This is a genomic window from Saprospiraceae bacterium, from assembly GCA_016716185.1.
In the GTDB taxonomy this organism is placed as follows: domain Bacteria; phylum Bacteroidota; class Bacteroidia; order Chitinophagales; family Saprospiraceae; genus Vicinibacter.
Window position 1 is genome coordinate 582,504 of sequence record JADJWV010000002.1, and the last position, 22,277, is coordinate 604,780.

A 22,277-nucleotide genomic window follows, 5' to 3' on the forward strand; every position below is an offset into this window, starting at 1 on the left:
ACATACAGAACAATCACTGAAAAACAAATTTAATTTCAGCTTGCTTCTAAAAACTTATAAGGGCTCAATCTTCAAACTATTTCAGTTTTAACACCTTACCAGGAGTGATCAGGGTCTTAAAAAGCGTACTCTAATTTTAGAGGGTTAATACCTAGCTTCGGCTTTAAGCAATATCGCCTTTTTGGTGAATAAATTAGCCAAAGGCATCCTGAAAGCCATATAGAGAAGTCATTTTCAGGCTGAATCGTCCCTTGATTAAGAATTAATTCCATCCCGTGCATATTTCAACAGATTCATTGCTTAAATTTGACCAATAAACCCGGATTTTGCTAGAGATCTTCAAGAAGAATACATTTATTAGTTTGGTACTGCTTATCCCATATGCCATGGTGCTTCACCTGAGTCCATGGTTTACCGGAAGAGCCATCGAGGTTAATGATAAAAACTGGATATTCAATAAATTTATAGTCAGCTGGATTTCTTCAGGAACAACACAACTTATACTTTCGACAATTCTCATCGTATTAACCAGCCTGATCCTGGCTCAAATAGTCAGTAAGTTTAAGCTGATGCCCGATGCCCAACTCTTTCCAAGTTTGTTTTATATCTTATATATTGGTTTGCATTACCGGAATTTAGAATTGAGTGCAATGCTTGTTGGTAATGTATTTTTCTCAATAAGCCTTTTAGAGTTGCTGAAAATTTATCAGAAGAAACAGGTTCCACTTACCCTTTTTAATTTTGGTTTTTTTGTCGGAATTGCCAGTTTATTTTATTTGCCATACTTCTATTATTTATTGGCTGGTGTTATTGGCCTCATCATCTTACGAGGCTTTAAGCCAAGGGAGTTGTTTCAGATATTAGGTGGATTCGCCAATGTATATATGCTGTTGATGTTTGCACTCTACTTGTACAATTTACACAGTGAATTCTATCAATTCCAGATTGCCGGTTATTTCAGACCCTTTATTTTTTCAATGCAAAATGTCAATGAAGGATGGGTTATGTTTGGAATTATTATGGCTAGCATAATCTATGCGCTCATCAATTATGCCAACATTCAAATCAAAAAAAGCATCGCAGTTCAAAAGATTTACGACATTCTGTTCTGGTGTCTTCTGATCAGTTTATTCAGTATATTTTTTCTAAGGATTGACAATCCGGCTCATTTGATCCTCGTTCTGACCCCTTTGTCGATTTTGTGTGGGTTGCTGTTTTCCCGTTTAAAAAATCCGTTAATAGCAGAGACCTTGCATCTGTTTATGATCGTGATTTCTTTATTTTTGCAGTTTCAAAATTGGTAATATGAAATTTGGTGTAGTCGTTTTTCCCGGTTCGAATTGCGATGACGATATGATGTACGTATTGGAGAAGGTTTTTCACAAAGCGGTACAAAAGATATGGCATAAGCAGACAAGTTTGGAAGGGTTTCAACAGGGAGATTGCCTGTTTTTACCCGGAGGTTTTTCATATGGCGATTACCTGAGATGCGGGGCCATTGCCAGGTTTTCTCCCATCATGAAGGAAGTTGTGCGGTTTGCCAATGAAGGCGGACTGGTTATAGGAATTTGCAACGGATTTCAAATACTTTGTGAAGCCCAATTGTTGCCGGGTCAGTTGCTCCCTAACCTGAATGAAAAGTTTATTTGTAAAAACGTGTTCCTCAAACCTTATACAACCGATACGCCCCTTACTTGTACGCTCGATACACACAAAGCTTATCAAATTCCCATAGCCCATGCCGATGGGCGGTATTTTGCCGATCCCGAAACCCTGGAACATTTGAAATCCAACAATCAGATCATGTTTCAATATTGCAATGAGTCTGGTGAAATAAGACCGGAGGACAATGTTAATGGTTCCTGTCTTCACATTGCCGGGATCTGCAATGCCGAGCGGAATGTATGTGGATTGATGCCTCATCCGGAAAGGGCCAGTGAACCCGCTCTTGGCAATGATGATGGAAAATACATGTTTGAGTCTTTGTTTAGCTGGATCCGCCAATATTCCATGAGTATTGCCTGATTGGCATCTGCTTTGGTTAAGCATAGGTTAAACACGAATTAAAGCTCTCTTAAACAAGACATTGGATTGGTGTCTTTATCCTATTTTTGTTTTCGTAAATCAGGACCATGTTGAGAAATTTTTTGCTAAGTATCAGTGCCTTAATTATTTATAATTATTCTGTGGCACAATTGCTGCAACCGGTACATTGGAGCCACAGCATTCAGAAGCGTTCCGGAAACGAATACGAGCTGACCATCACAGCAAAAATGGATAAGGGCTGGGCCATATATAGCCAAACGTCTGATCCGGACGGCGCTCAACCCACGGAATTCAATTTTGAAAAAAGTCCGGCATACGAATGCATGGGTGGTGTACAGGAAAAAGGTCATAAAAAAGAAGGGCCGGAACCTCTGTTTGACAATGTGGTGGTCGCTAAGTATTACGACGAAGTTCAGTTTATTCAAAAACTGAAAGTGAATGATCCATCCATACCTGTTAAGTTTTCAGTGTATTTCATGAGTTGTGATAGTGAAAAGTGCATTCCTCCGGCTTATGAAGATTTCAGTGTATATGCGGACGGAAGTACAGATCAGGGAAAAACCGGGATTGGGGGAGTTCAATTTCAAGGCCTTCCGATGGAAAATGCCGGAGAATCGGATCCTGCCGAAAGTAGTATATTGAATCCCGTAACACTGCGCTCAGAGCTTAAGCAAAATGGCAATGGTAGTTACAGCCTGATCGTTCACGCAACAATTCAAAAGGGTTGGTTTATTTATAGCCATTTTATTCCTGAAGACGGTCCGATTCCGAGCGGATATGAATTCCAAACCTCCCCATCCTTCGAGTTTTCCAATAAACTTGTTGAAATATCGGATCACCGTTTACAGCTTTTCGATGAAATTTTTGAAATGGACCTGATCAAATTCAAGGAAGCTGTCAGTTTTTCACAGGACATTCAGGTTAAGGATCCCAACACGATTATCAAAGGATTTTTTACTTATCAGACTTGTGATGATACGCGTTGCCTTCCTCCTGCCACAATTGCTTTTCAATTTGATCCTGCTAAAAACAATTTCAAACTGGAAACAGAAGAAGTACAACCAACGGGCCCCTCAGGAGACGGAAACAACATTGATCAGCTTATTCCCAGTCTGATTGAAAGTCAGAAAAATCCAATAGGAAATTGCGGCGAAGAGATTCTGGAAGGTAAGAATCACTGGTGGACCTTTGTATTTGGTTTTTTGGGAGGCTTGCTGGCTTTGCTGACACCCTGTGTATTTCCGATGATTCCACTTACGGTATCGTTTTTTACTAAAGACACCAAGCGCAAAGGATTTCAGAATGCACTCATCTACGGATTGTCAATCATTGTTATTTATGTAGCGATTGGCATTTTCATTACTGCAGTATTTGGTGCCACTGCACTCAATGAATTATCGACGAACTGGATCGCGAATACTTTGTTCTTTGTGATTTTTATCTTTTTTGCATTTTCATTTTTTGGATATTACGAAATCACTTTGCCCAGCAGTTGGGCCAATAGAAGCGATGCATTATCAGAATCCGGCGGATTGCTCGGAATATTTTTTATGGCATTTACACTGGCTATTGTGAGTTTCTCCTGTACAGGTCCGATCATCGGTTCAGCAATTGTTCAATCTGCAAGTTCTAAAATGGGACCCTTTATCGTCATGCTTGGTTTTTCAACGGCATTGGCAATTCCTTTTGGTTTGTTTGCTGCATTTCCGGCTTTTCTGAATTCTTTGCCTAAATCCGGATCCTGGATGAACAGCGTGAAGGTAGTTTTAGGATTTCTGGAACTTGCATTGGCTTTCAAATTTTTATCGGTAGCGGACATGACTCAGCATTGGGGAATATTGGGTTATGAGATTTTTATGGGAGCATGGGTGCTTGTATTTGGATTGATGGCCCTTTATTTATTTGGTGTTATCAAATTCCCTCACGACAGTCCGGTAAAAAAATTATCGCCAACGCGGTGGATTTTTGCATTGGGTTCATTGGCTGCAACCATCTACCTCATCACCGGATTCTTTTATAACGAAGAGCTTAAAACTTACAATTCCTTAAAACTCATGAGCGGGTTGGCACCTCCTTCCAACTACAATTATTTTCTCCCGGAACCGGAAGTCGATGCCGCATTAAAAACAAAATATCCAAGTTTTACCAAATGTGCCAACAACCTGGATTGTTTTAAGAACTATTACGAAGGATTGGCACATGCAAAAGAAGTGAACAAACCCATCTTGTTGGACTTTACCGGATATGGTTGTGTGAATTGCCGGAAAACAGAAGAACATATTTGGGTTAATGATAAAGTACGTAACCGGATCTCTCAGGATTACGTTTTGGTATCCTTATACGTAGACGACCGCCAGCCTCTCGAACAAGAATTGTTTTCAACGGTGCGCAACACCAAACTTCGGAATGTTGGAAACAAATGGGCTGATTTTCAAATCGTCAATTTTAATCAAAATAGTCAACCGCTCTACATATTGTTAAGTCCAGACGAACAAGTGTTAGCAAAACCTCGCGGATATCGCGAAGGGGTGGAGGGTTATGCCTCATTTCTGGATTGCGGTCTCGATGCCTTTCGCAAAGCCTCACAGGAGGGAGTGGGAGAAGTGGGAATGGGGGAGTAGTGGTAGGCCTGGAGGCGTGTAGTCCCGATAAAATAAAAAGAATTATTTCTTTACTAAAATATTATGCAATTTTATCGGGATGGAGGCGTGTAGGCGTGTAGGCATGTAGGCATGTAGTCCCGATAAAATAAAAAGAATTATTTCTTTACTAAAATATTATGCAATTTTATCGGGATGGAGGTGTGTAGGCCTGGAGGCGTGTAGGCATGGAGGTGTGTAGGCATGGAGGCGTATAGGCCAGGAGGCCTAAGGCTGAAGGGGAAAAGGGATTGAAGAAAATATGGCGAGAAGCGAAAAGCTTAAAGCTATCAATCGCGTTATTTTACGAACTTTTGTTAGTCAATTTTAATAACAACCATCAAATAAAAGGCGAAAGACAAAAGGCTTAAGGCTAAAGGAGCCAAGTTTATAGAGAAATTTTTAAAACTAAAAGTTCCATACTAACGTTTGTTAATACGTGACTACTTTTATAAATATAATTGCTGCGATGGACTTTTAGAAGATTAAATTTTTGTTGCCAGTCATTGAACCACCTTGCAAATTGATCCCGATTTCAAGATCATTTAATAGAAACTATAAGTTACATGATATCGGGACTGCAAAATTCATTAATCAGCTATCCTGCAAGCCTCCTTGCTTTCTGCTTCTCGCTTTAAGCCTTTTATCAATTCTCCTTCAAATGCAAACTGTGAATTGCTCCTGAAATGAAGATAATTTAAATTAACTGCCAGGCCTCTTGATGTCGGAACTGTGAACTGTCAACTGTATACTGAAAACTCTCACCCGTGGTGTTCTATGAATTTGTCTTTCATTTTCTGGAGGAAGGGTGAAGCGAAAATAAACGACTCAAGCGTTTGGTTTTCGCTGGTGAGGACTTCCTCTTTATTTCCGGACCAGGCCAGTTTGCCTTCGTGTAGCAGAAAAATATTATCTCCGATCTCCATGACGCTATTCATGTCGTGTGTGTTGATGATGGTAATGATGTTGTTTTCGCGAGTGATGGAATATATCAATTCATCGATGACCATGGAAGTTTTAGGGTCAAGACCTGAGTTGGGTTCGTCGCAGAAGAGATAACGCGGTTTGAGTACGATGGCTCTGGCAATACCCACTCTTTTCTGCATACCTCCAGAGAGTTCAGAAGGATATTTCTTATTATTTCCTGTAAGGTTTACCCGTTCAAGACAATAATTCACACGATCGTTTTTTTCTGCTCTTGTCATCGTAGAAAACATATCGAGAGGAAATCGAATGTTGTCTTCGACGGTCATGGAATCAAACAAAGCAGAACCCTGAAACAGCATTCCTATTTGCATGCGCAATTCCCGCAATTGTTGTTTGTTCAATGAGTTCAGTTCGATATTGTCATACCAAACCTTTCCTGAACTTGGATGCAGCAATCCTATCAATATTTTAAGAAGTACAGTTTTTCCTGCACCGGAACGTCCGATGATCAGGTTCGCTTTGCCGGGTTCAAAGTCGCAATAGATATTTTTCAATACCTCCTGTCCGCTAAAATCCTTACAAATGTTTTCCGCCCGAATCATGAAGTCATTATCATTGCAATGATGTAATCGGATAACAATATCAGTATATTTGAAAATACCACCGCTCGTGTGCTGGCATCGCCAAGTTCGATGCTGCCTCCTTTGACATGGTAGCCCTGGTAACAAGACACGGTGGTCAGGATAAAAGCAAATACAAAGGCTTTGACAAACATCATCCAAACGTTATAGGGGAGGAAAAAAGAACGAAGACCCTGTACATATTCTCCATGAGAAAAAACTCCTGTCGGAACCACAGCCATATATCCACCGATGATGCTGATAAAGGCGCCTATACAAACCAACATTGGAATCACAACCAGTGCTGCCACCAACTTAGGTTGTACGAGATAGGCTGCTGTGTTGACTCCCATAATTTCCATGGCATCGATATGCTCTTTTTGACGCATTCCTCCCAACTCTGTTGCCAGATTCGAGCCCACTTTCCCGGCCAGCAACATACAGGAAAAAGTAGGAGCAAGCTCGATGATGGTCATGTCTCTCACTACATAGCCCACATAATATCTTGGAATGATGGAACCCTCCATTTGGTAAGCAAACTGAACTGCGGTCACGGCACCGATAAATATGGAAATGACTCCGATAATGACCAGCGAACCAATCCCGATGCTGTTCATTTGACGCAAAGTTTCTTTCCAATACATGCTCATGCGCTCCGGTTTTTTGAATGCTTGTCCCAACCAAAGCACGTATCTGCCTAAATGAAAAAAAAGATTAACCATATCAACGAGCCGCGAAATTAATACATACATTTTTGGCTTCAGTAAAAAAGCGCATGGCCTCCCAGCCACCTTCCCTGCCTACACCTGATTGGTTCATACCTCCAAACGGAGTTCGCAGATCTCTGAGTAACCAACAGTTGACCCATACGATGCCCGTGTGTAAGGCTTCCGACATGCGATGCGCCCTGGACAGGGATTCAGTCCAAAGTGTTGATGCCAAACCATAGGGACTGGCATTGGCCAATTTCAAAGCCTCATCTTCTGAATGAAAGCTTTGCAATGTGATCACCGGGCCAAAAATTTCTTCCATATTACAACGACTACCTGGTCCAAGGCCTTCAATGACTGTCGGCAGGTAAAAGGCCCCGCTGGTATGCTCACCCTGCATCACTGCAGCTTCACCACCGTATAAGATTGTTCCACCTTCGGAGCGTGCGAGTTTTACATAAGAATCCACCTTTTCAAGATGCTCTTTTGAAATGAGGGAACCCATTTTTGTCTGGGGATCCAGCGGATCAGCCGGGATAAAGGATTTTATTTCCTCTATTAAATCAGATTTAAATCGTTCGTAAATGCTTTTTTCAATCAAAATCCGGCTTCCGCATAAACAGATTTGTCCGCTGTTTGAAAAAGCCAAACGGACAACATTTTTCAGGGTGCGTTCATAATCGCAATCGCTAAAGACGATACATGGATTTTTTCCTCCAAGTTCCAGGCTTAATTTTTTAAACTGAGGGGCTGCGATAGATGCAATGCGAGCACCCGTTTTAGTTCCACCCGTGAATGAGATCGCTTTGATTTCCGGATGTTGGACCATGGCCTCGCCAATCTCCGATCCATATCCCTGCAAGATATTCAATACCCCTGGAGGCAAGCCAGCGTCGTTACAAATTTGGCCCAACATAAAAGCTGTTGTCGGACTGAGTTCTGAAGGTTTTGCAATAACACAATTTCCGGTAGCTAAGGCAGGTGCAATTTTCCAGGTAAATAAATACAGAGGAAGGTTCCAGGGCGAAATGCAGGCTACGACGCCTATGGCTTGCCGAAGTGTGTAATTGATGGCTTTGCCGGCCATGTCGTGCGACTCGGAAGCGAATTGAGTGGCTGCCGCTGCAAAAAACCTAAAATTAGCTGCCGCTCTTGGAATATCAACGGACCGGGAAAATTGTATGGGTTTGCCGGTATCGGCTGTTTCCGCTTGTGCGAGTTCTTCGAGTTTCGATTCGATCCCTTCAGCTATGTTATATAAAATCCTCGCACGATCTTCCATTGATCTCTTTTTCCAATCCGGAAGAGCTGATTTAGCGGCCTGAACAGCAGCTTCCAGATCCTCCTTATTACTTCTTACAACATGGGAGACAGACTCCCCGGTCGCCGGATTGATATTTTCAAAATGAGCAACCGATGATGCGGCAACATACTTGCCATTGATGAAATTATGGATGCTTTTCATTGGATGCGAAGATACTCTGGATTTCATCTTGAAATATGTTTCAAAAAAAGAATTGAGCATTCATTAACCATCCGAAAATAAGATCATTATCTTTATAAACAAAAGAGGATCACATGAAAAATTTAGTTCTTTATGGATTTTTTTGCTGAGTACCAGCACTTGCATTTATGGTCAAAACAGATACATGCGAGATAACACACCGCATGGGACATGTTATGCAGGATGGACAAAAGAACAACGAGCGAAAAAATTTTCAGAAGAAGTTCGAATCCATCACCTCAAACATACAGCGACCTCATTACAAAATTTTAAAAAACGATTGGACAGTGTAATCACCGAAGAAAAGCTTTTACCAGATATAAAACGCAAGTCCGCTTATACGTATCAATCCACGCAACCAGGCGCACGGTTAACCCAACAAATAGATTACATTTGGGTTGCCACCAACCAAATCTGGATTCCGGAATCGAGGAGACAAATCACCTATGATCCCGATGGAAATATCGTCAACTACCTGGTTCAATTTAGAGAACAAAATAATTTAGTAAATTATTCTCAAAGCGATTTCGATTACTCTCCGGATGGTCTGGTCAATCGAATTCTTTATTATGAATGGAATGCGGGTCAAAATATGTGGGAGCTCCTATCAAAAGATACGATCCTATACGACAACAAATTCAATATTAAATCAGGTGAATACTTTTTATGGGATTCTGCAAAAAAGAAATGGAACAAAGAAATATTAACAGAACACGAATACAATGCCAAATCGCAAATAATATCGAAGACCTACTCCAGATGGAATCAACAGTGGAGCAATTATTTTTTTGAAGCCCGCGAAGAATTCAGCTATCATCCAAATGGAAAACAATTTGAGTTCATCACTTCAAGTTGGGATGAAGTATCAGCGGATTGGGTTTATACACACAAATTCAGTGATCTTTACGATGCCGCAGGCAAACTTATTCTGTATCAACAACACGTTCATGATGGTACAATCTGGATAGGGAATTCAAAAACGGAGATTACCTATGACCCCAATGATAATCCCATCCGTTTTGTAAACTCCGAATGGAATGAGACTTTGAACAAGTGGGAATTGTTTTTTAAGTGGGAAAATGAATACGATAATTCGATCAGCTTCCAGGAAATTTTACTTCCGGATCCGGAAGACGAAGAAAGCCAAATGGAATTTAATCATTTGTTGCTGAGAACAAATTATTTTGGCTACAACGCAGGAAATCCGGTGAATGATGCTTTTGAAATCTATTATTATTCCAACATTCAATCTGTAGGTACAAAAAATTCGAAACATTCCGAGGACTGGGTTTATCCGAATCCGGCCCGGGATGTATTGTTTTTAAAAACAAATCCTGAGCAATCCAGCATCCATTTCAAATTATCGAATATGGATGGAACAGAACTTATTGACAAGACTCTAATTCATACCAACCGGATCTCCCTGGCTCCAGTCCCTCAAGGCATTTATTTTTATACGATCAAAGACCAAAAGAAAATATATTCTGGAAAAATCTATATAGAATAAATCCAATTCATGCAATGGAATCCAGTTTCTTAGCTTAAAGAGCAATAAGCAATAAGCTTTGTTTAGGGTTTTTGTAAATCACCTTTCTATTGAAATATATTGGAAATTATAAAAAGATAATCAAAATATATAGTATATTTCAATTCTAATGCAGAGATTGGGATCAATCAGGATGTCATTCACTTGATCGGTGCGCAGTCTATTTTTGAAAGAAAACGCACTGCAGTTTTTAAGCCACAGTGCGTAATGATCAAACGAAAAAAGGATATCCTAATAGCGTTTATGCCATCTTTTTTGCTTTTTGTTTTTCCATTTGCTGCGCCAGTCGTCAAAGCGGTTGGTGATGTCGTCAAATTCTTCTTCGACTTTATCGGCGATGTTTTGGATGTTGATGGGTTTGCCTTTCATGGACAAACGATCGGAGGGACTGATGGCTTCGGGTAAAACGAACATCATGATCAGGTAGAGGATGATTCCGAATCCCCAGAAGCCGAAGAAAACAAAAGCTACGCGGACCCAGGTTGGATCTTCAATTCCGAAATAGTGGGCGATTCCAGAGCACACACCGGCAATTTTTTTATCGTAAGGATCTTTAAATAATCGTTTTCCGGTATAATAATTCCAGGATGCATCTCCAGGAGGAACTTCATTGTTATCTGTGGTGTCGGCCATATTTTCTGCGGTGCCCATGACGGCAATCATTTTATCGACGTGTTCGATGTTGAGAATTTTTTGGCCGGCTAAATATTCGTGAAACAATTCGGCAATACGGGATTCAATGTCCTGCATGATTTCCTTATGTCCCTCCGAACGACTAAAGTGCCTGTCGAGTCTTGACAAATAATTATCGAGCTTGTGAAAAGCATCCTCGTTGATTGAGAATGGATATCCTCCTACGTTGATGTATTGAATTTTATTCATTTTCTGATTTGTTTTGAATGGATAGATTTACACAATTTACAAAATGCAACCAACTTTCGAGCAAAGTTTGCAATGCTTGTTTTCCGGTTTCGGTGATGGTAAAATATTTTCTCGGCGGACCCGATTGCGATTCTCTCCAATGATATTCGAGGTAACCGTTGTTTTTCAGTCTGCTCAAAATAGGGTACAAAGTTCCTTCGACTACGATCAGTTCGGAGGTTCTGAGTTTCTGAATGATGTCTGAAGGGTAAACGGCTTCTTTATCGATTATGCTCAGAATGCACATTTCCAGGATTCCTTTTTTCATTTGGGCTATGGCATTGTCTGTTTTCATCATGGTGCAAATATAAAGCATAAACAAGTACTATGCAATACATAGTTCTAAATTATACACAATAATCGACGAACTTTTCGATTTTATCGCTGAACACGCTTCGAATCTGTTTAAATAACTAATTTAATTTCAATGAGTTAATTCAGAATTCCGGGAAGAAAAACGAAACTTGAGCATTTTCCTTTATTTTTGGAACTTCCATGGAAAACGGATCCCGCCACTTTATTTTTATCATCAACCCCAATTCGGGGAGTCGCCGGATGTTGGATTGGGAAAAGCTGATCTCTAAGGTTTTGGCTCCCGAAACTTACGAAATTCTCTATACCAGATACGCAGGACACAGTCACAGTATCCTAGCGCAATACTCAGCCCGGCCCGATCTCTGTGTCGTTGCTGTAGGTGGAGATGGAACGGTGAGTGAACTCATCCCGGTGCTGATGAAAATGCAGGTTGGACTTGGAATTGTGCCTACGGGTTCGGGAAATGGCCTGGCCAGACATTTAAGAATACCCATGAAGCCTATCGGTGCCATACAAAGACTGAGAAGGGGAAGTATCAATCCTATGGATGTTTTTAAAGTTAACGAGAAATATTGTTGCAATACATGTGGTATAGGTTTCAGTGCGATGGTCACTCAATATTTCGGCAGGGATGGCAATCGCGGATTTTGGAATTATTTCAAACTTGCCTTTACGCTGCATAAACAAAGCCGGACTTTTGAAGTGGAGATCAACGGAGAACTCTTCAAAGATGTTTGGGCCGTTGAAATCGCCAACTCTTCACAATTGGGAAACAACGCGGTGGTGAGTCCGCTGGCATCTGTCAATGATGGCATCATGGATGTATTGGTTTTAAAAAAACCTAAAATGTGGCAATCGCCCTACATGATCTTTATGGTGTTCAGTAAAAACATTTTAAGATCCGGTTTCAGTCAGTATCGCAGAGCGGAGTCTGTTGCAGTTCAATTGAAAGAAGAACAGCCTTATCATATCGATGGAGATTATCAGGGATCCTGTCAACAGCTGGAAGTACAATTGTTACCAGCTGCTTTGCAAATTATAACATAAACAGAAATGAGTCATTATTTGATCGGTATAGATCTGGGCGGCACTAAAATTGAAGCCGCACTGATTGATGTGGAAGCTTCACTGCGCATCGTCGAAAGACTTCGACTTCCTACGGAAGCCGATAAAGGATACGACCATATTCTTTCTCAAATTCAAAAATTGCTGAATTCACTTACCAGTAAATACGAATTGCATCCGGATCATATTGGGATCGGCACTCCGGGCATTATCGATAAAGAAACGCAGCTGATCAAGAACAGCAACACCCTGGGACTTATCGGAAGACCCATGCAAAAAGATCTCGAAAAAATATTGGGCTATGAAGTTCGCATGGCCAACGACGCCAATTGTTTTGCCATGGCGGAAGCCCTGCATGGTGCCGTACCTGAATTTTTATCCAATCCCGAAGTTGTTTTTGGAGTGATCATGGGCACGGGAGTTGGTTCCGGAATTGTAGTTCGAGGAAAAGTCATTCATGGAAAACATGGCATTGGCGGAGAATGGGGCCACAACATTCTCGATCCATCCGGCGACTCTTGTTATTGCGGAAAGAAAGGATGCGTGGAAACATTTATTTCTGGTCCGGCCTGTGAAAAGTATTATCAAAAAGTAAGTGGCGAGCATTTGCCGATGGCCGAAATTTATCATCGCTACCAGCAAGGAGAAAATTTTGCTGCAGAGACTATTGAAAGACTGATGCATTTTTTTGGCAAAGCCATGGCAACTGTGATCAACATCATCGATCCCGACATCGTTGTACTGGGTGGCGGACTCGGCAATCTCGATGTGCTCTACGACCGGGGCAGAGAAGAAATCAAACCCTATGTTTTTAATTACGAATTAAAAACCATGTTTGTCAAACCTAAACTTGGAGATAGTGCCGGTGTGGTGGGGGCGGCGTTGTTGTAAATGGGAAGATTGAAAATTATAATATTTATCTTTTTAGAATGGAATAAAATTTAAACAGTCAAACAGAAATGTTGGGCTTACTGCAATAGTTAACAGATTCAAATTTTAAGAGGCGGTGAAGTATATAGTATTGATCATTTGTTTAATTCTCAAAGGCGAATGCCGTATATATTCTCAAAATAATTTACAACCAGATGCAATTTGGAAAATTGGCGATAAGAATATCAGCCAGAATGGTAACGAATTATATGGTACTGAATTTTTCTATTTTGAAAGTAAGCAATTGTTAAGACAATTCAGCCCGGTATTTGAAGAATCCACATGGTCATATTCCTGTATCTCTGGAAATGCAGGTTTAATATTGTATTCAAATGGGATGAGCATTTTTAATAGAAATCTTGAAATAATGGAAAATGGGGACTCCATAAACCCTGGCGAAGTCCATGATATAAACAGCCCTGGTGGCTATCCAATAACTAATGGAATGTTTTCAGTTTTTAGGCCTGGAAAGGATACAAAAGAAATTGATATTATTCATATAGGGATTGAACTACCACGTGGGATTTATGAAAATTGTCCTGGTGCATTTTTGTACCAAACACGTATTGATAGAAATGCAAACGGTGGACTGGGCAGAGTAATTTTTAAAAATCGAATTATTGCGTGGGGTCCATTTAAAGATAGTGGATTGGCCGCATGCAGGCATGCGAATGGAAGGGATTGGTGGTTTGCCATAAATCCATGCAATGATTCTTTGAACGTTTTTTTATTAGGACCAGAGGGTCCTATATTTCATCACGTAGATTCCATTAGCATCCCATTTGGTTATCCAAATTGTCAGGCCGTTTTCAGTCCTGATGGAAATTTTTTCGCGTTACATACTTTTAGTAAAGAAAAGAGTGAAGTGCATCTGCTTGATTTCGATCGCTGCACCGGTCGTTTTAGCAATCATAGGGTTTGGTATTACTATGATCCTACTAAACTGGATCCCCCACATCAACCTACGGTTGGAGTTGCCATACCTGAAAATTCCCAATTTATGTATATCATATCCCGGGAGAAAGTTCATCAATATGATCTTTGGGCGGAAAATATACCGGCATCAGATCAGGTGGTTGCTGTCTATGATGGTTATATGGATAAATATGCCCCTACCGTGTTTTCGTATGCGCATTTAGCTCCGGATGGTAAAATTTATATAGTAGGCCGCTCGACCTTATTTAAAATACATGTTATTGATCAACCTGATTTAAAGGGATTAGCCTGTAATGTAAAACAACATTCAATTGATCTTACCTTCCCCAACTCATTTAATATCCCGTATTTCCCTTATTTTAGGTTGGGACGAGAAGAAGGTAGTATGTGTGATAGTTTAATTACTTCCACAAACCAATCTTTTCAATACAAGCATGTTAAAGTTTACCCAAATCCAGCTTCTAACGAAATTTATTTTTCAAATTTTGGGGGAGATTTTAAAACTATTAATTTAATGGATATTCATGGCAGGAAAATTTTAATCACGGTTAAAAGATATAATTCTATTGATATTTCCGGAGTTGAACCAGGAATATATTTTTTACAATTTGTAACCCAAGGGAAAATTCAACAAATTGAGAAAATCATCATCAACTAGGCTCAGCTGATTAGTAAAGAGAATTAGATTTTGTAATTTACGCATATAAATTTATAAATACATATCGGTATTAAGGTCTTGCCAAAAGGACAACCAATTTTCCAAACCGTTTATTTTAATCTGATCTCATACCACGCCTTTTTATTCCGGCTCAATGTTTTGTTATTTTTTATTAAATCTTTAATTTTTCAGAATTTTATAAGAGTATTGGCGTTTGTATATCAAAACCAAATCATGAATAAAATACTGATCCCAATGATGGTATTGAATGTAGCCAGCCTGGATGCCCAGGTCGTATCCAACCAAATAAAAGAAGTCACCGTTTTTCTTCAGGGAGCACAGATCTACCGATCCCTTGAATTGAAGCTGGCAGCAGGCGAACAGGAGTTGCGCATCAAGGGCCTGGCCACACAACTGGATCCCAACAGCATACAGCTGAGGGCAGCAGGTGATGTTGTTTTGTTGGGTGTCAGGCATGAACTCAACTATATTAACGAGCGCAAAAGCGCAGCAGAAGAATTGATCAAAAAGAAGGAGCAGTTGAAAGACGATCTCAGTAAACTCCAGCAAAACAGTTACATCCTTCAATTTGAGAAAAACCTTTTGTTGAAAAATCAGGCGCAGGTTGTTGGAGTTCCTAATTCCAATACCAAATTAGAAGACCTGAAGACTTTGATGGAATTCCACAAATTGAAATTGACAGAATTGCTGCCGAAAATCTCGGAAGCTGAAAAGAAAGAAAAAGCAGTAATTTCTGAAATTGAAAAAATAGAGAAGCAAATCGCTGAATTGCAATCAACGCAACAACCCAGCAGCGAGATCGTGTTGAATCTTTTAACCAAAACGGCCGGAACTCAAGCGTTTCAACTGAGTTATTATGTGTACGATGCACGTTGGGAAATGCGCTACGATATCCAGGTAAAAGATATTCAATCGCCATTGGATATTAGCTATAAAGCAAATGTTTATCAAAACAGCGGTGAAGACTGGAAGAATGTCAAATTGCAATTATCAACCGCTAATCCGCTGGAAAGAGGAGACCGTCCGGTATTGCATCCCTGGTATCTGAGAAATCAGCCTCCGGTTGTTTATCAGCATAAAAGATCGGCACCCGAAGTTGTTCAAAATCAGGCTGCAGACATGATGCAAGCTGCTGGTGGTGTAGAACAATATACACAGGTCGAAGAACAACTTACCACGCGTTCTTATCAAATCGATTTACCTTATACCGTTTTATCCAATAACAAACCCTTTCATGTTTCCGTGCGGAAGGCCAGTGTAGCAGCGAAGTACATTTATTTTGCAGTGCCTAAACTCGATCCCGATGCATTCCTCACTGCTGAAATTTCCGAATGGGAAGATCTCGATCTGATGAGCGGTGAGGCTCAATTATTTCTGGAAGGGACATACCAGGGTAATATGTTTATAGACACGCGGAGCATTCAGGACATGTTGAGGTTATCCTTAGGCAGAGATAAAAATGTGGTGATCACGCGTACCAAAATCAAGGATTTTTCGAAGAACAAGTTTTTATCCGATAAAAAAGAAATCACCAAAGCCTATGAGATCGGGATTAAAAATAATAAGTCCACAGGGATTGAAATTATAATAGAAGATCAGATCCCGGTTTCTACACAAAAGGAAATTGAAGTGAGTGCCGAGGAAATTTCCGGTGCCAGTTTAGATGCAGAGACGGGTAAACTGCGTTGGAATCTGAAATTATCTTCCAAGGAAGACAAAAAATTCCGATTGAAATATGCGGTGACTTGTCCGAAGGATTTTGTGATGAATGTGGAATGAAGGGGATGTTAGACCTTTCGACCTTTCGACCTTTCGACCTTTAGACCTTTCGACCTTTCGACCTTTCGACCTTTCGACCTTTCGACCTTTCGACCTTTCTAAGGAAACAGCTGATTCCAAACATTTGTTTTAATCAATAAAATTATTTTGAAATAGTTCAATGTAGGAATCTAATTTATATGAACGAACGAAAGTTTGATTACGAATTACAAATAATTTACAACCAACAACCAACAACCAAAAACCAAAAACTAACATCTAACATCTAACATCTAACACCCAACAACTAACAACTAAAACTCAAGGCAGCACCACCATCAGTGGTTTTGTTTTCTGTGCGGATCTTTGCTGGACTCTTACATAATAATTTCCTGGACGGTAATTTTCATTTTCGATATCGAATGAATGGATGCCGGCATTCAATTTTCCTTTGAAAATGGTTTTGATTACGGTTCCCATGGGTTCGATCAATTGAATCAGGGTTGGACCATCGGAGCAACTGACTTGAATTGAAGAACGCGAGCTCAGAGGATTTCCGGTTAGGGTGAGTTCGAGGAATTCCTGTTCTGCGTTAAAATCATCGACCGAAGTAATGCAATTTGATTTTTTGATCACCGGCAAAGCCTGATAATTGCGAATCATAATTTCAGAAAGAGCCGGATCCTTTACACAGAACCAATCCTGTAAAACAGAGGAATAAACGGATCTGAAATCGTATTGCATGGGGACGTTGTCGTTTTCATTGACCTTTGCTGGGATGAAAGGATTGTTTCCAAATACTCCGGGAATTACATTTTTTCCAAAAATAAATAATGGCGCAGCCGCACCATGGTCGGTACCTCCGGAACCATTGGTGCCACTTTGGTTGTCTTTGATCCTCCGACCAAACTCACTAAAGGTCATTCCTAACACCCGTTCGTCCAGTTTCATGGCTTCCAGATCGCGTTGAAATGCCAGTGAAGCATCGCTGAGGAGTTTTAAAAGGTTTGCATGGACACCATTGTTTCTGTTGGCGGCATCCACTTGTTCGGAATGAGTATCAAAACCATTGAGACTGACAAGGAATAATCTTGTTTTCATGCCCCCTTTAATCACTCTGGCAATTACTTTTAATGCATCTGCGAGGTAGTTTCCGGATGGATAAGTCGCCAGATTATTGCCTTTGAAATATGCTGACAGCAAATTCTCTGCATATTTTTCCGATTGCCTGCTGATCGTCCTTATGAAACTCAATTCCTTGCCATAGTTATTATTTGGGGCAGGATCATTGATACCCGTTGGCCACAATCCAAAAATATCGGGATTGGAAACGTTCATCGCCATTTGGGCATTGGGGCCCTGAAACATAAGAGGTAAATTTCCTCCTACCTGAACAGCTAAAGGATCCGGATTTTGGGCATTGGGATAACCCAATGGGAATCCCGGGAACTCCGTATTCAGGTAACGTCCTAACCAGCCTGTATCTAAGTATTCATCTGTATTGGATCCAGTCGCCCAGATATCCGTTGATCTGAAGTGAGAAAAATCCGGATTTGGATATCCAACCGATTGCACAATCGACATTTTTCCTTCGTTAAACAAGGTCTGAAATCCAGTCATAGATGGATGCAATCCAAGATTTGGATTACCATTAAGCTTTAAAACATTTTGCGAATTGAGATAAATGGTTGGTCTGGCTTTAACGTAATTATCGTATTGATCCAGCGGAATGGTGGTATTTAATCCATCGTTTCCGCCACCTAAGTAGATTAATACCAACACATGATCTGTATCCACTTGCGGATTCAACAGTTCGCTCATCCATTGTGAGTTGGTATAGGCATTGACCGGAATTCCATTGATCACGGTTGGTATGACGACTCCTGTTGCTGCGGATTGTATAAACTTGCGACGTTTCATTTTCAGAATTTGTAGATAAACAATTTAATTTGAAAAAACAAGTACCATAATTACGAGAGATGATATTCTGCCTGCGATAAAATTTCCCTGTACAATGCGCTCAATCTCGTTTCAACTGCATTGCGGGCCACCGGATCCGTTGGATTTGTAATAAACCGGTCCCATGCATCTGTCCAATAGGTTTCATTAGGAAAACCACTTACCAGATTATTTTTAAAGTAATTGTAAGATGCATCGGAGATCGGATAATTGTATAAAACTGTAACGGCATCGCGTACGAGTTGATCTGCAGAAAATGGATTTGGCAATTGCGCAGTTAATACGGTGGGATCAATTTTTAAGTTGATACCCAAAAATTCAATTCCATTTGGGCTGGTTATGTTTTCAGCGATTCTGTTTTTGTTTGCCATGGAATCTGCATTGATCCAGATCTCGTGGTATTGGGGTTGCTGGTACCAGGCCTGCCAACCCGCTACCAATGGTGGCTCTCCAATATTTAAACCTTGATAGGAGGACAGTGCAAATACCGCACCCCATGAAACATATTGTTGCTTCAGTGAGTCATCATCAATATGCTCCGGAAATTTTACCGAAAACTCGCGGCAGATCCCTACCGCGTAATCGAGAGGATTCTTGATGACGCAATTTAAATTGGCGACATCGAAAAAATGTTGTGAAGAAAAAAGTTTTTGTAAAGTCGGTTTGATATTGAAATTATTCAGGATGAGGACATCTGCCAAAGGTTGGATGACATTGGTTTCCACAAAATCATCGATTTCGTAGTACACAAAAAAGCGGTAGATTTTCCTGCAAATATGTCTGGCGGTTTCCCGGTTTGCAAACAACATATCGATGAGCTCGTTGAGTTCCTGTTCGCCCTGCGTCAGGAATTTGCCAGTGATTACCCTGTTGTTATAAAAAGCAGAAAATTGTTTATTGAAGGTATCGTGCTGAGTGAAATCGAAGTAATAGGTCATGGGCATGACCAAGGGATTGATCCGGTATCCTGTAAGGATTCTGGCCGCTGCTTTCACATCGTCTTCCGTGTATTTTGAATCGGGTCCTTTGCCCACAGTAAAAAGTTCCTGTAATTCGCGGGCATAATTCTCGTCAGGTGCGTTTTTAGAATTGAGGTACCCGTTTAAATAAAAGAGCATTGCAGGATTGAGTGTAATCACTTTAGCCAGATCTTTGAAATTACCAAGGCAGTTTTCGCGCAACAATTTATAATATTGATAATTGGCTTGAGCAAACTGGACTGTCTGAAATTCAATGGCAAAATGGTTGTGCCAGAACAAAGTCATTTTTTCGGTAATGTTGGTATTTTGGCGGATGAGATTACCCACCCACCAGGCTTTCAGGGTGTCGATTCTGGCCTGGTAGTATTGAGGGGGTAAATTGGCATTGATTGGAGCATTTATAAATGTTTTTCCAAAAGGCACATCCGGATCATCGTTTGCACTAACAGCATATACATTCAGAGGTGGAGAAGGAATGGCGTCAACCGTAAGAAGGTCGTCCAGCGATTTGCTAAGCCCTTTATTGACCGAAAGTTGGATATCCGGTAGTTTGACCCCAAAACAAAGCCTTCTGAGCAGGTGGGTCGCCTCTCTGGAGGTCCAGGGACCGGAATAAGGATCTAAAGCAGCTGATGGAGGGTAAGCTGTAAAAGTCCGGTTTGGCTTAAAAATCTTTAAAAAATCACTACGTTGCATACAGAGAAATTTAATCAAAAATAATTCGGATAATTGAACTCAAACTGTAAATTCATGTTAAATGATTCAAACTTTTCAAAATTTAATTTTTTAGCTTTATTCCTTATATTTTGGCGAAAGCCCTGAGCGACGAAGTCCAGGAACTCTTTTTGCCACAGAAACGTTTGTTAACTTTGTCCTGGATTTAATTCACACTGAATGATAAGAACAGGTATTGCAATTTTATTCTTCACAACGATGGCTTGTAAAAAGCCGGAGGTCAAACCCATAGAAATGGTAGGAAAGTATTCGGTACATTTGGAACTCGACCAAAAAAATTTTGATAAAAAAGCTGTCCACGACAGCATTAAAGAAGCCATGACCAAAGCCAAAGACGATCTGGCCAAAGCTAAAGAAGAACTCGATGCAAAAATGGACACTGCCTTTATTGACACATCCAGTTTTGAAGGCAAGATGGAGTATTTTGCAAAATCGTTTGCCAAGTCTATGGCCAGTTTCGGCAAGGATTTAGGTGAACTTGGTATTTTATTGGGTGAGGCTGCGGGAGATGTGGCAACCGGTGCCATGGATTTTACAGAAAGCCTGCTCCAGAAAATAAAGCTCGACATTGAATTATTGCCGAATGGCAAGCTTGAAACCAGTTCTGAAATTGCGAATAAAATCAAATTCATCGGATCCAGCTGGGAAGTCAAAAACGATTCGATCAGTTTTAAAGATGACAACGGATTGCATGTACAAACCTATTTAATTCAGGATAAGACCGATAAAGGGTTTGTGCTCGTACACGATAAATACCGATTGATATTCAACAAGAAGTAATCATCAGATTTTTTGGACCCTGGCCGAGTCTTTAATTTTCAATTGGTCCTGGTCCGAATAGACTTCATTGATCCAATTGACTCCGGGATTTTTATTTGGAGTAAAGCTGCCCAAATCATTCTGCATTCCAAGTGCGGTTGCCCCATTCATCGTTGCCCACTTTAGTACTGTTTCCAGATCAAGCCAAGCATTGTATTTTAATATGGTCTGCATTTCAGATAACACAGACAGTTTCCAATTCGAACTCAAGCTATCGGTTCCAATGGCCATATTTGAATTCGCATTTACAAAATGCCTGTACTCGGGTAATGTATTTTCTATAAATAAATTAGCGTTAGGGCAGGTCACAAAATAAATATTGGAATTCCATTCCTGAAGACGTTGAATATGGTGAATTCGGGATTGGGTGTTGTGTATGAGTAGTAATTTATTTTCTGCAGATAACTGATCCATGATATATTTCAAGGAATCCACTCCATTGGGTTCAAAATGTTCCATTGAAAATCCGAATCCGGACCAAAATTCGGGATACCCACCACTCTTGGATTGAAATAACAAATCGTCGTCGGGAGATTCCTGATTGTGAATACTCAGTATGTGGTTCGAATGATTATTCAGCCGGTTGATTTTATTAAACATTGCAGAAGAAACACTGTAAGCTGCATGAGGAACCATGGACTTCGGGAGATCTTCAAAAGCAGTATAAACTTCGCGGTAATTTTCAAACAATGAATCTGTAAGTTTTTCCTGCAAGAAATCAAAAGCTTCAATAAATGAATAATATTTTATCGGGCTACTTTTTTTGATTTCAATGGTATCCGTTTTGTTTGATATATCACCTACAGCGACAATTCCCTCTCGTTGCATTTCTTCATCTGCAGCTTTGATGGCACTTTGTATTTCCTCAAGATCTTCGCCTCTATGGGTCACAACGCTTTTTAAGAATGGTATCAGCTTGGTACCTGTTTGAAATTTCCCTTTCAGATGTGAAAGTTCGAGATGACAATGAGCATTGACAAAACCTGGTGTAAGGATTCCGGGGTAGTAGTTACAATCTTTTAATTCATTTTCAGATGCAGCACGGAATTCCAAAACAGTACCTTTCCCATGGAGAATGAGGATGTGATTTTTAAAGAATCCATTTTTTCCATCGTGAATAAAATCTGCAGTAAGTTTTCGGATTTGCATAGACTGGAAACAATTCAATATGAAAAAAAAAATCGATTA

Annotated in this window: 17 protein-coding genes; 9 read left to right on the top strand and 8 right to left on the bottom strand. The window is 40.3% G+C overall.

The genetic code is table 11. The features are described from left to right. The first annotated feature begins 326 nt into the window (after positions 1-326). From IPM34_04180 to IPM34_04190, 3 genes are all read left to right on the top strand, one after another. Positions 327-1,304, top strand: a complete 978-nt coding sequence (locus tag IPM34_04180; GenBank protein ID MBK8954739.1) for a hypothetical protein — start codon at positions 327-329, stop codon at positions 1,302-1,304. A 1-nt stretch (position 1,305) separates the two neighbouring features. Continuing rightward, positions 1,306-2,025, top strand: coding sequence for a phosphoribosylformylglycinamidine synthase subunit PurQ (gene purQ / locus IPM34_04185; protein ID MBK8954740.1), 720 nt, complete (start codon positions 1,306-1,308; stop codon positions 2,023-2,025). Between the two features lie 107 nt (positions 2,026-2,132). Further along, on the top strand, positions 2,133-4,667 hold the full coding sequence (locus tag IPM34_04190) for a thioredoxin family protein (GenBank protein ID MBK8954741.1): 2,535 nt from the start codon (positions 2,133-2,135) through the stop codon (positions 4,665-4,667). A gap of 779 nt (positions 4,668-5,446) precedes the next feature. Here the strand turns inward: IPM34_04190 and IPM34_04195 are convergent. Genes IPM34_04195 through IPM34_04205 form a run of 3 tightly spaced genes read right to left on the bottom strand, consistent with a single transcriptional unit; the run spans position 5,447 to position 8,407 of the window. After that, a complete protein-coding gene (locus tag IPM34_04195) occupies positions 5,447-6,214 on the bottom strand; it encodes an ATP-binding cassette domain-containing protein (GenBank protein ID MBK8954742.1) in 768 nt (255 codons plus the stop codon). Then, positions 6,211-6,954, bottom strand: a complete 744-nt coding sequence (locus IPM34_04200; protein ID MBK8954743.1) for an ABC transporter permease — start codon at positions 6,952-6,954, stop codon at positions 6,211-6,213. The genes IPM34_04195 and IPM34_04200 overlap by 4 nt, the downstream gene beginning before the upstream one ends. Position 6,955: 1 nt before the next feature. Continuing rightward, positions 6,956-8,407 (bottom strand): aldehyde dehydrogenase, encoded by a 1,452-nt coding sequence (locus IPM34_04205; GenBank protein ID MBK8954744.1) that lies wholly within the window; start codon positions 8,405-8,407, stop codon positions 6,956-6,958. 184 nt (positions 8,408-8,591) lie between these two features. Between IPM34_04205 and IPM34_04210 the strand changes: the two genes are divergently transcribed. Then, positions 8,592-9,953 (top strand): T9SS type A sorting domain-containing protein, encoded by a 1,362-nt coding sequence (locus IPM34_04210; protein ID MBK8954745.1) that lies wholly within the window; start codon positions 8,592-8,594, stop codon positions 9,951-9,953. Positions 9,954-10,223: 270 nt separating this feature from the next. On the opposite strand, the gene IPM34_04215 is transcribed toward IPM34_04210, so the two are convergent. Beyond that, positions 10,224-10,874, bottom strand: coding sequence for a PspC domain-containing protein (locus IPM34_04215; GenBank protein MBK8954746.1), 651 nt, complete (start codon positions 10,872-10,874; stop codon positions 10,224-10,226). Then, positions 10,867-11,208: a PadR family transcriptional regulator gene (locus IPM34_04220; protein ID MBK8954747.1), complete on the bottom strand. Its 342-nt coding sequence runs from the start codon at positions 11,206-11,208 to the stop codon at positions 10,867-10,869. The genes IPM34_04215 and IPM34_04220 overlap by 8 nt, the downstream gene beginning before the upstream one ends. Before the next feature lie 200 nt (positions 11,209-11,408). On the opposite strand from IPM34_04220, the gene IPM34_04225 reads away from it, so the two are divergent. The 4 genes from IPM34_04225 to IPM34_04240 all read left to right on the top strand — a co-directional run bounded on the left by IPM34_04225 (position 11,409) and on the right by IPM34_04240 (position 16,617). Beyond that, on the top strand, positions 11,409-12,275 hold the full coding sequence (locus tag IPM34_04225) for a hypothetical protein (protein MBK8954748.1): 867 nt from the start codon (positions 11,409-11,411) through the stop codon (positions 12,273-12,275). Between the two features lie 6 nt (positions 12,276-12,281). Continuing rightward, positions 12,282-13,184: an ROK family protein gene (locus tag IPM34_04230; GenBank protein MBK8954749.1), complete on the top strand. Its 903-nt coding sequence runs from the start codon at positions 12,282-12,284 to the stop codon at positions 13,182-13,184. Between the two features lie 115 nt (positions 13,185-13,299). Beyond that, positions 13,300-14,817 (top strand): T9SS type A sorting domain-containing protein, encoded by a 1,518-nt coding sequence (locus IPM34_04235; protein ID MBK8954750.1) that lies wholly within the window; start codon positions 13,300-13,302, stop codon positions 14,815-14,817. Between the two features lie 234 nt (positions 14,818-15,051). Then, entirely contained in the window at positions 15,052-16,617 is a 1,566-nt protein-coding gene (locus IPM34_04240) for a mucoidy inhibitor MuiA family protein (GenBank protein MBK8954751.1), read from the top strand. 300 nt (positions 16,618-16,917) lie between these two features. Here IPM34_04240 and IPM34_04245 read toward each other — a convergent pair whose 3' ends face one another. Together IPM34_04245 and IPM34_04250 are read right to left on the bottom strand one after the other, a co-directional pair. Beyond that, positions 16,918-18,516 carry a DUF1501 domain-containing protein gene (locus tag IPM34_04245; protein ID MBK8954752.1) on the bottom strand — a complete coding sequence of 533 codons (1,599 nt, stop codon included), beginning with the start codon at positions 18,514-18,516 and terminating at the stop codon, positions 16,918-16,920. A gap of 50 nt (positions 18,517-18,566) precedes the next feature. After that, complete coding sequence (locus IPM34_04250) at positions 18,567-20,231, bottom strand: DUF1800 domain-containing protein (GenBank protein MBK8954753.1); 1,665 nt, start codon at positions 20,229-20,231, stop codon at positions 18,567-18,569. Between the two features lie 198 nt (positions 20,232-20,429). On the opposite strand from IPM34_04250, the gene IPM34_04255 reads away from it, so the two are divergent. Further along, a complete protein-coding gene (locus tag IPM34_04255; GenBank protein ID MBK8954754.1) occupies positions 20,430-21,050 on the top strand; it encodes a hypothetical protein in 621 nt (206 codons plus the stop codon). A 3-nt stretch (positions 21,051-21,053) separates the two neighbouring features. Here IPM34_04255 and IPM34_04260 read toward each other — a convergent pair whose 3' ends face one another. Beyond that, a complete protein-coding gene (locus IPM34_04260) occupies positions 21,054-22,238 on the bottom strand; it encodes an amidohydrolase family protein (GenBank protein ID MBK8954755.1) in 1,185 nt (394 codons plus the stop codon). Positions 22,239-22,277: the final 39 nt, after the last annotated feature.

Excerpts from the sequence above, each read along its gene's own strand:
- IPM34_04210 (MBK8954745.1), top strand. The coding sequence starts at position 8,592 with ATGCGAGATAACACACCGCATGGGACATGTTATGCAGGATGGACAAAA.
- IPM34_04220 (MBK8954747.1), bottom strand. The coding sequence starts at position 11,208 with ATGAAAACAGACAATGCCATAGCCCAAATGAAAAAAGGAATCCTGGAA.
- IPM34_04240 (MBK8954751.1), top strand. The coding sequence starts at position 15,052 with ATGAATAAAATACTGATCCCAATGATGGTATTGAATGTAGCCAGCCTG.
- IPM34_04260 (MBK8954755.1), bottom strand. The coding sequence starts at position 22,238 with ATGCAAATCCGAAAACTTACTGCAGATTTTATTCACGATGGAAAAAAT.
- IPM34_04250 (MBK8954753.1), bottom strand. The coding sequence starts at position 20,231 with ATGCAACGTAGTGATTTTTTAAAGATTTTTAAGCCAAACCGGACTTTT.
- IPM34_04195 (MBK8954742.1), bottom strand. The coding sequence starts at position 6,214 with ATGATTCGGGCGGAAAACATTTGTAAGGATTTTAGCGGACAGGAGGTA.
- IPM34_04190 (MBK8954741.1), top strand. The coding sequence starts at position 2,133 with ATGTTGAGAAATTTTTTGCTAAGTATCAGTGCCTTAATTATTTATAAT.
- IPM34_04255 (MBK8954754.1), top strand. The coding sequence starts at position 20,430 with ATGATAAGAACAGGTATTGCAATTTTATTCTTCACAACGATGGCTTGT.
- IPM34_04245 (MBK8954752.1), bottom strand. The coding sequence starts at position 18,516 with ATGAAACGTCGCAAGTTTATACAATCCGCAGCAACAGGAGTCGTCATA.
- IPM34_04215 (MBK8954746.1), bottom strand. The coding sequence starts at position 10,874 with ATGAATAAAATTCAATACATCAACGTAGGAGGATATCCATTCTCAATC.
- IPM34_04200 (MBK8954743.1), bottom strand. The coding sequence starts at position 6,954 with ATGGTTAATCTTTTTTTTCATTTAGGCAGATACGTGCTTTGGTTGGGA.
- purQ (MBK8954740.1), top strand. The coding sequence starts at position 1,306 with ATGAAATTTGGTGTAGTCGTTTTTCCCGGTTCGAATTGCGATGACGAT.
- IPM34_04230 (MBK8954749.1), top strand. The coding sequence starts at position 12,282 with ATGAGTCATTATTTGATCGGTATAGATCTGGGCGGCACTAAAATTGAA.
- IPM34_04225 (MBK8954748.1), top strand. The coding sequence starts at position 11,409 with ATGGAAAACGGATCCCGCCACTTTATTTTTATCATCAACCCCAATTCG.
- IPM34_04205 (MBK8954744.1), bottom strand. The coding sequence starts at position 8,407 with ATGAAAAGCATCCATAATTTCATCAATGGCAAGTATGTTGCCGCATCA.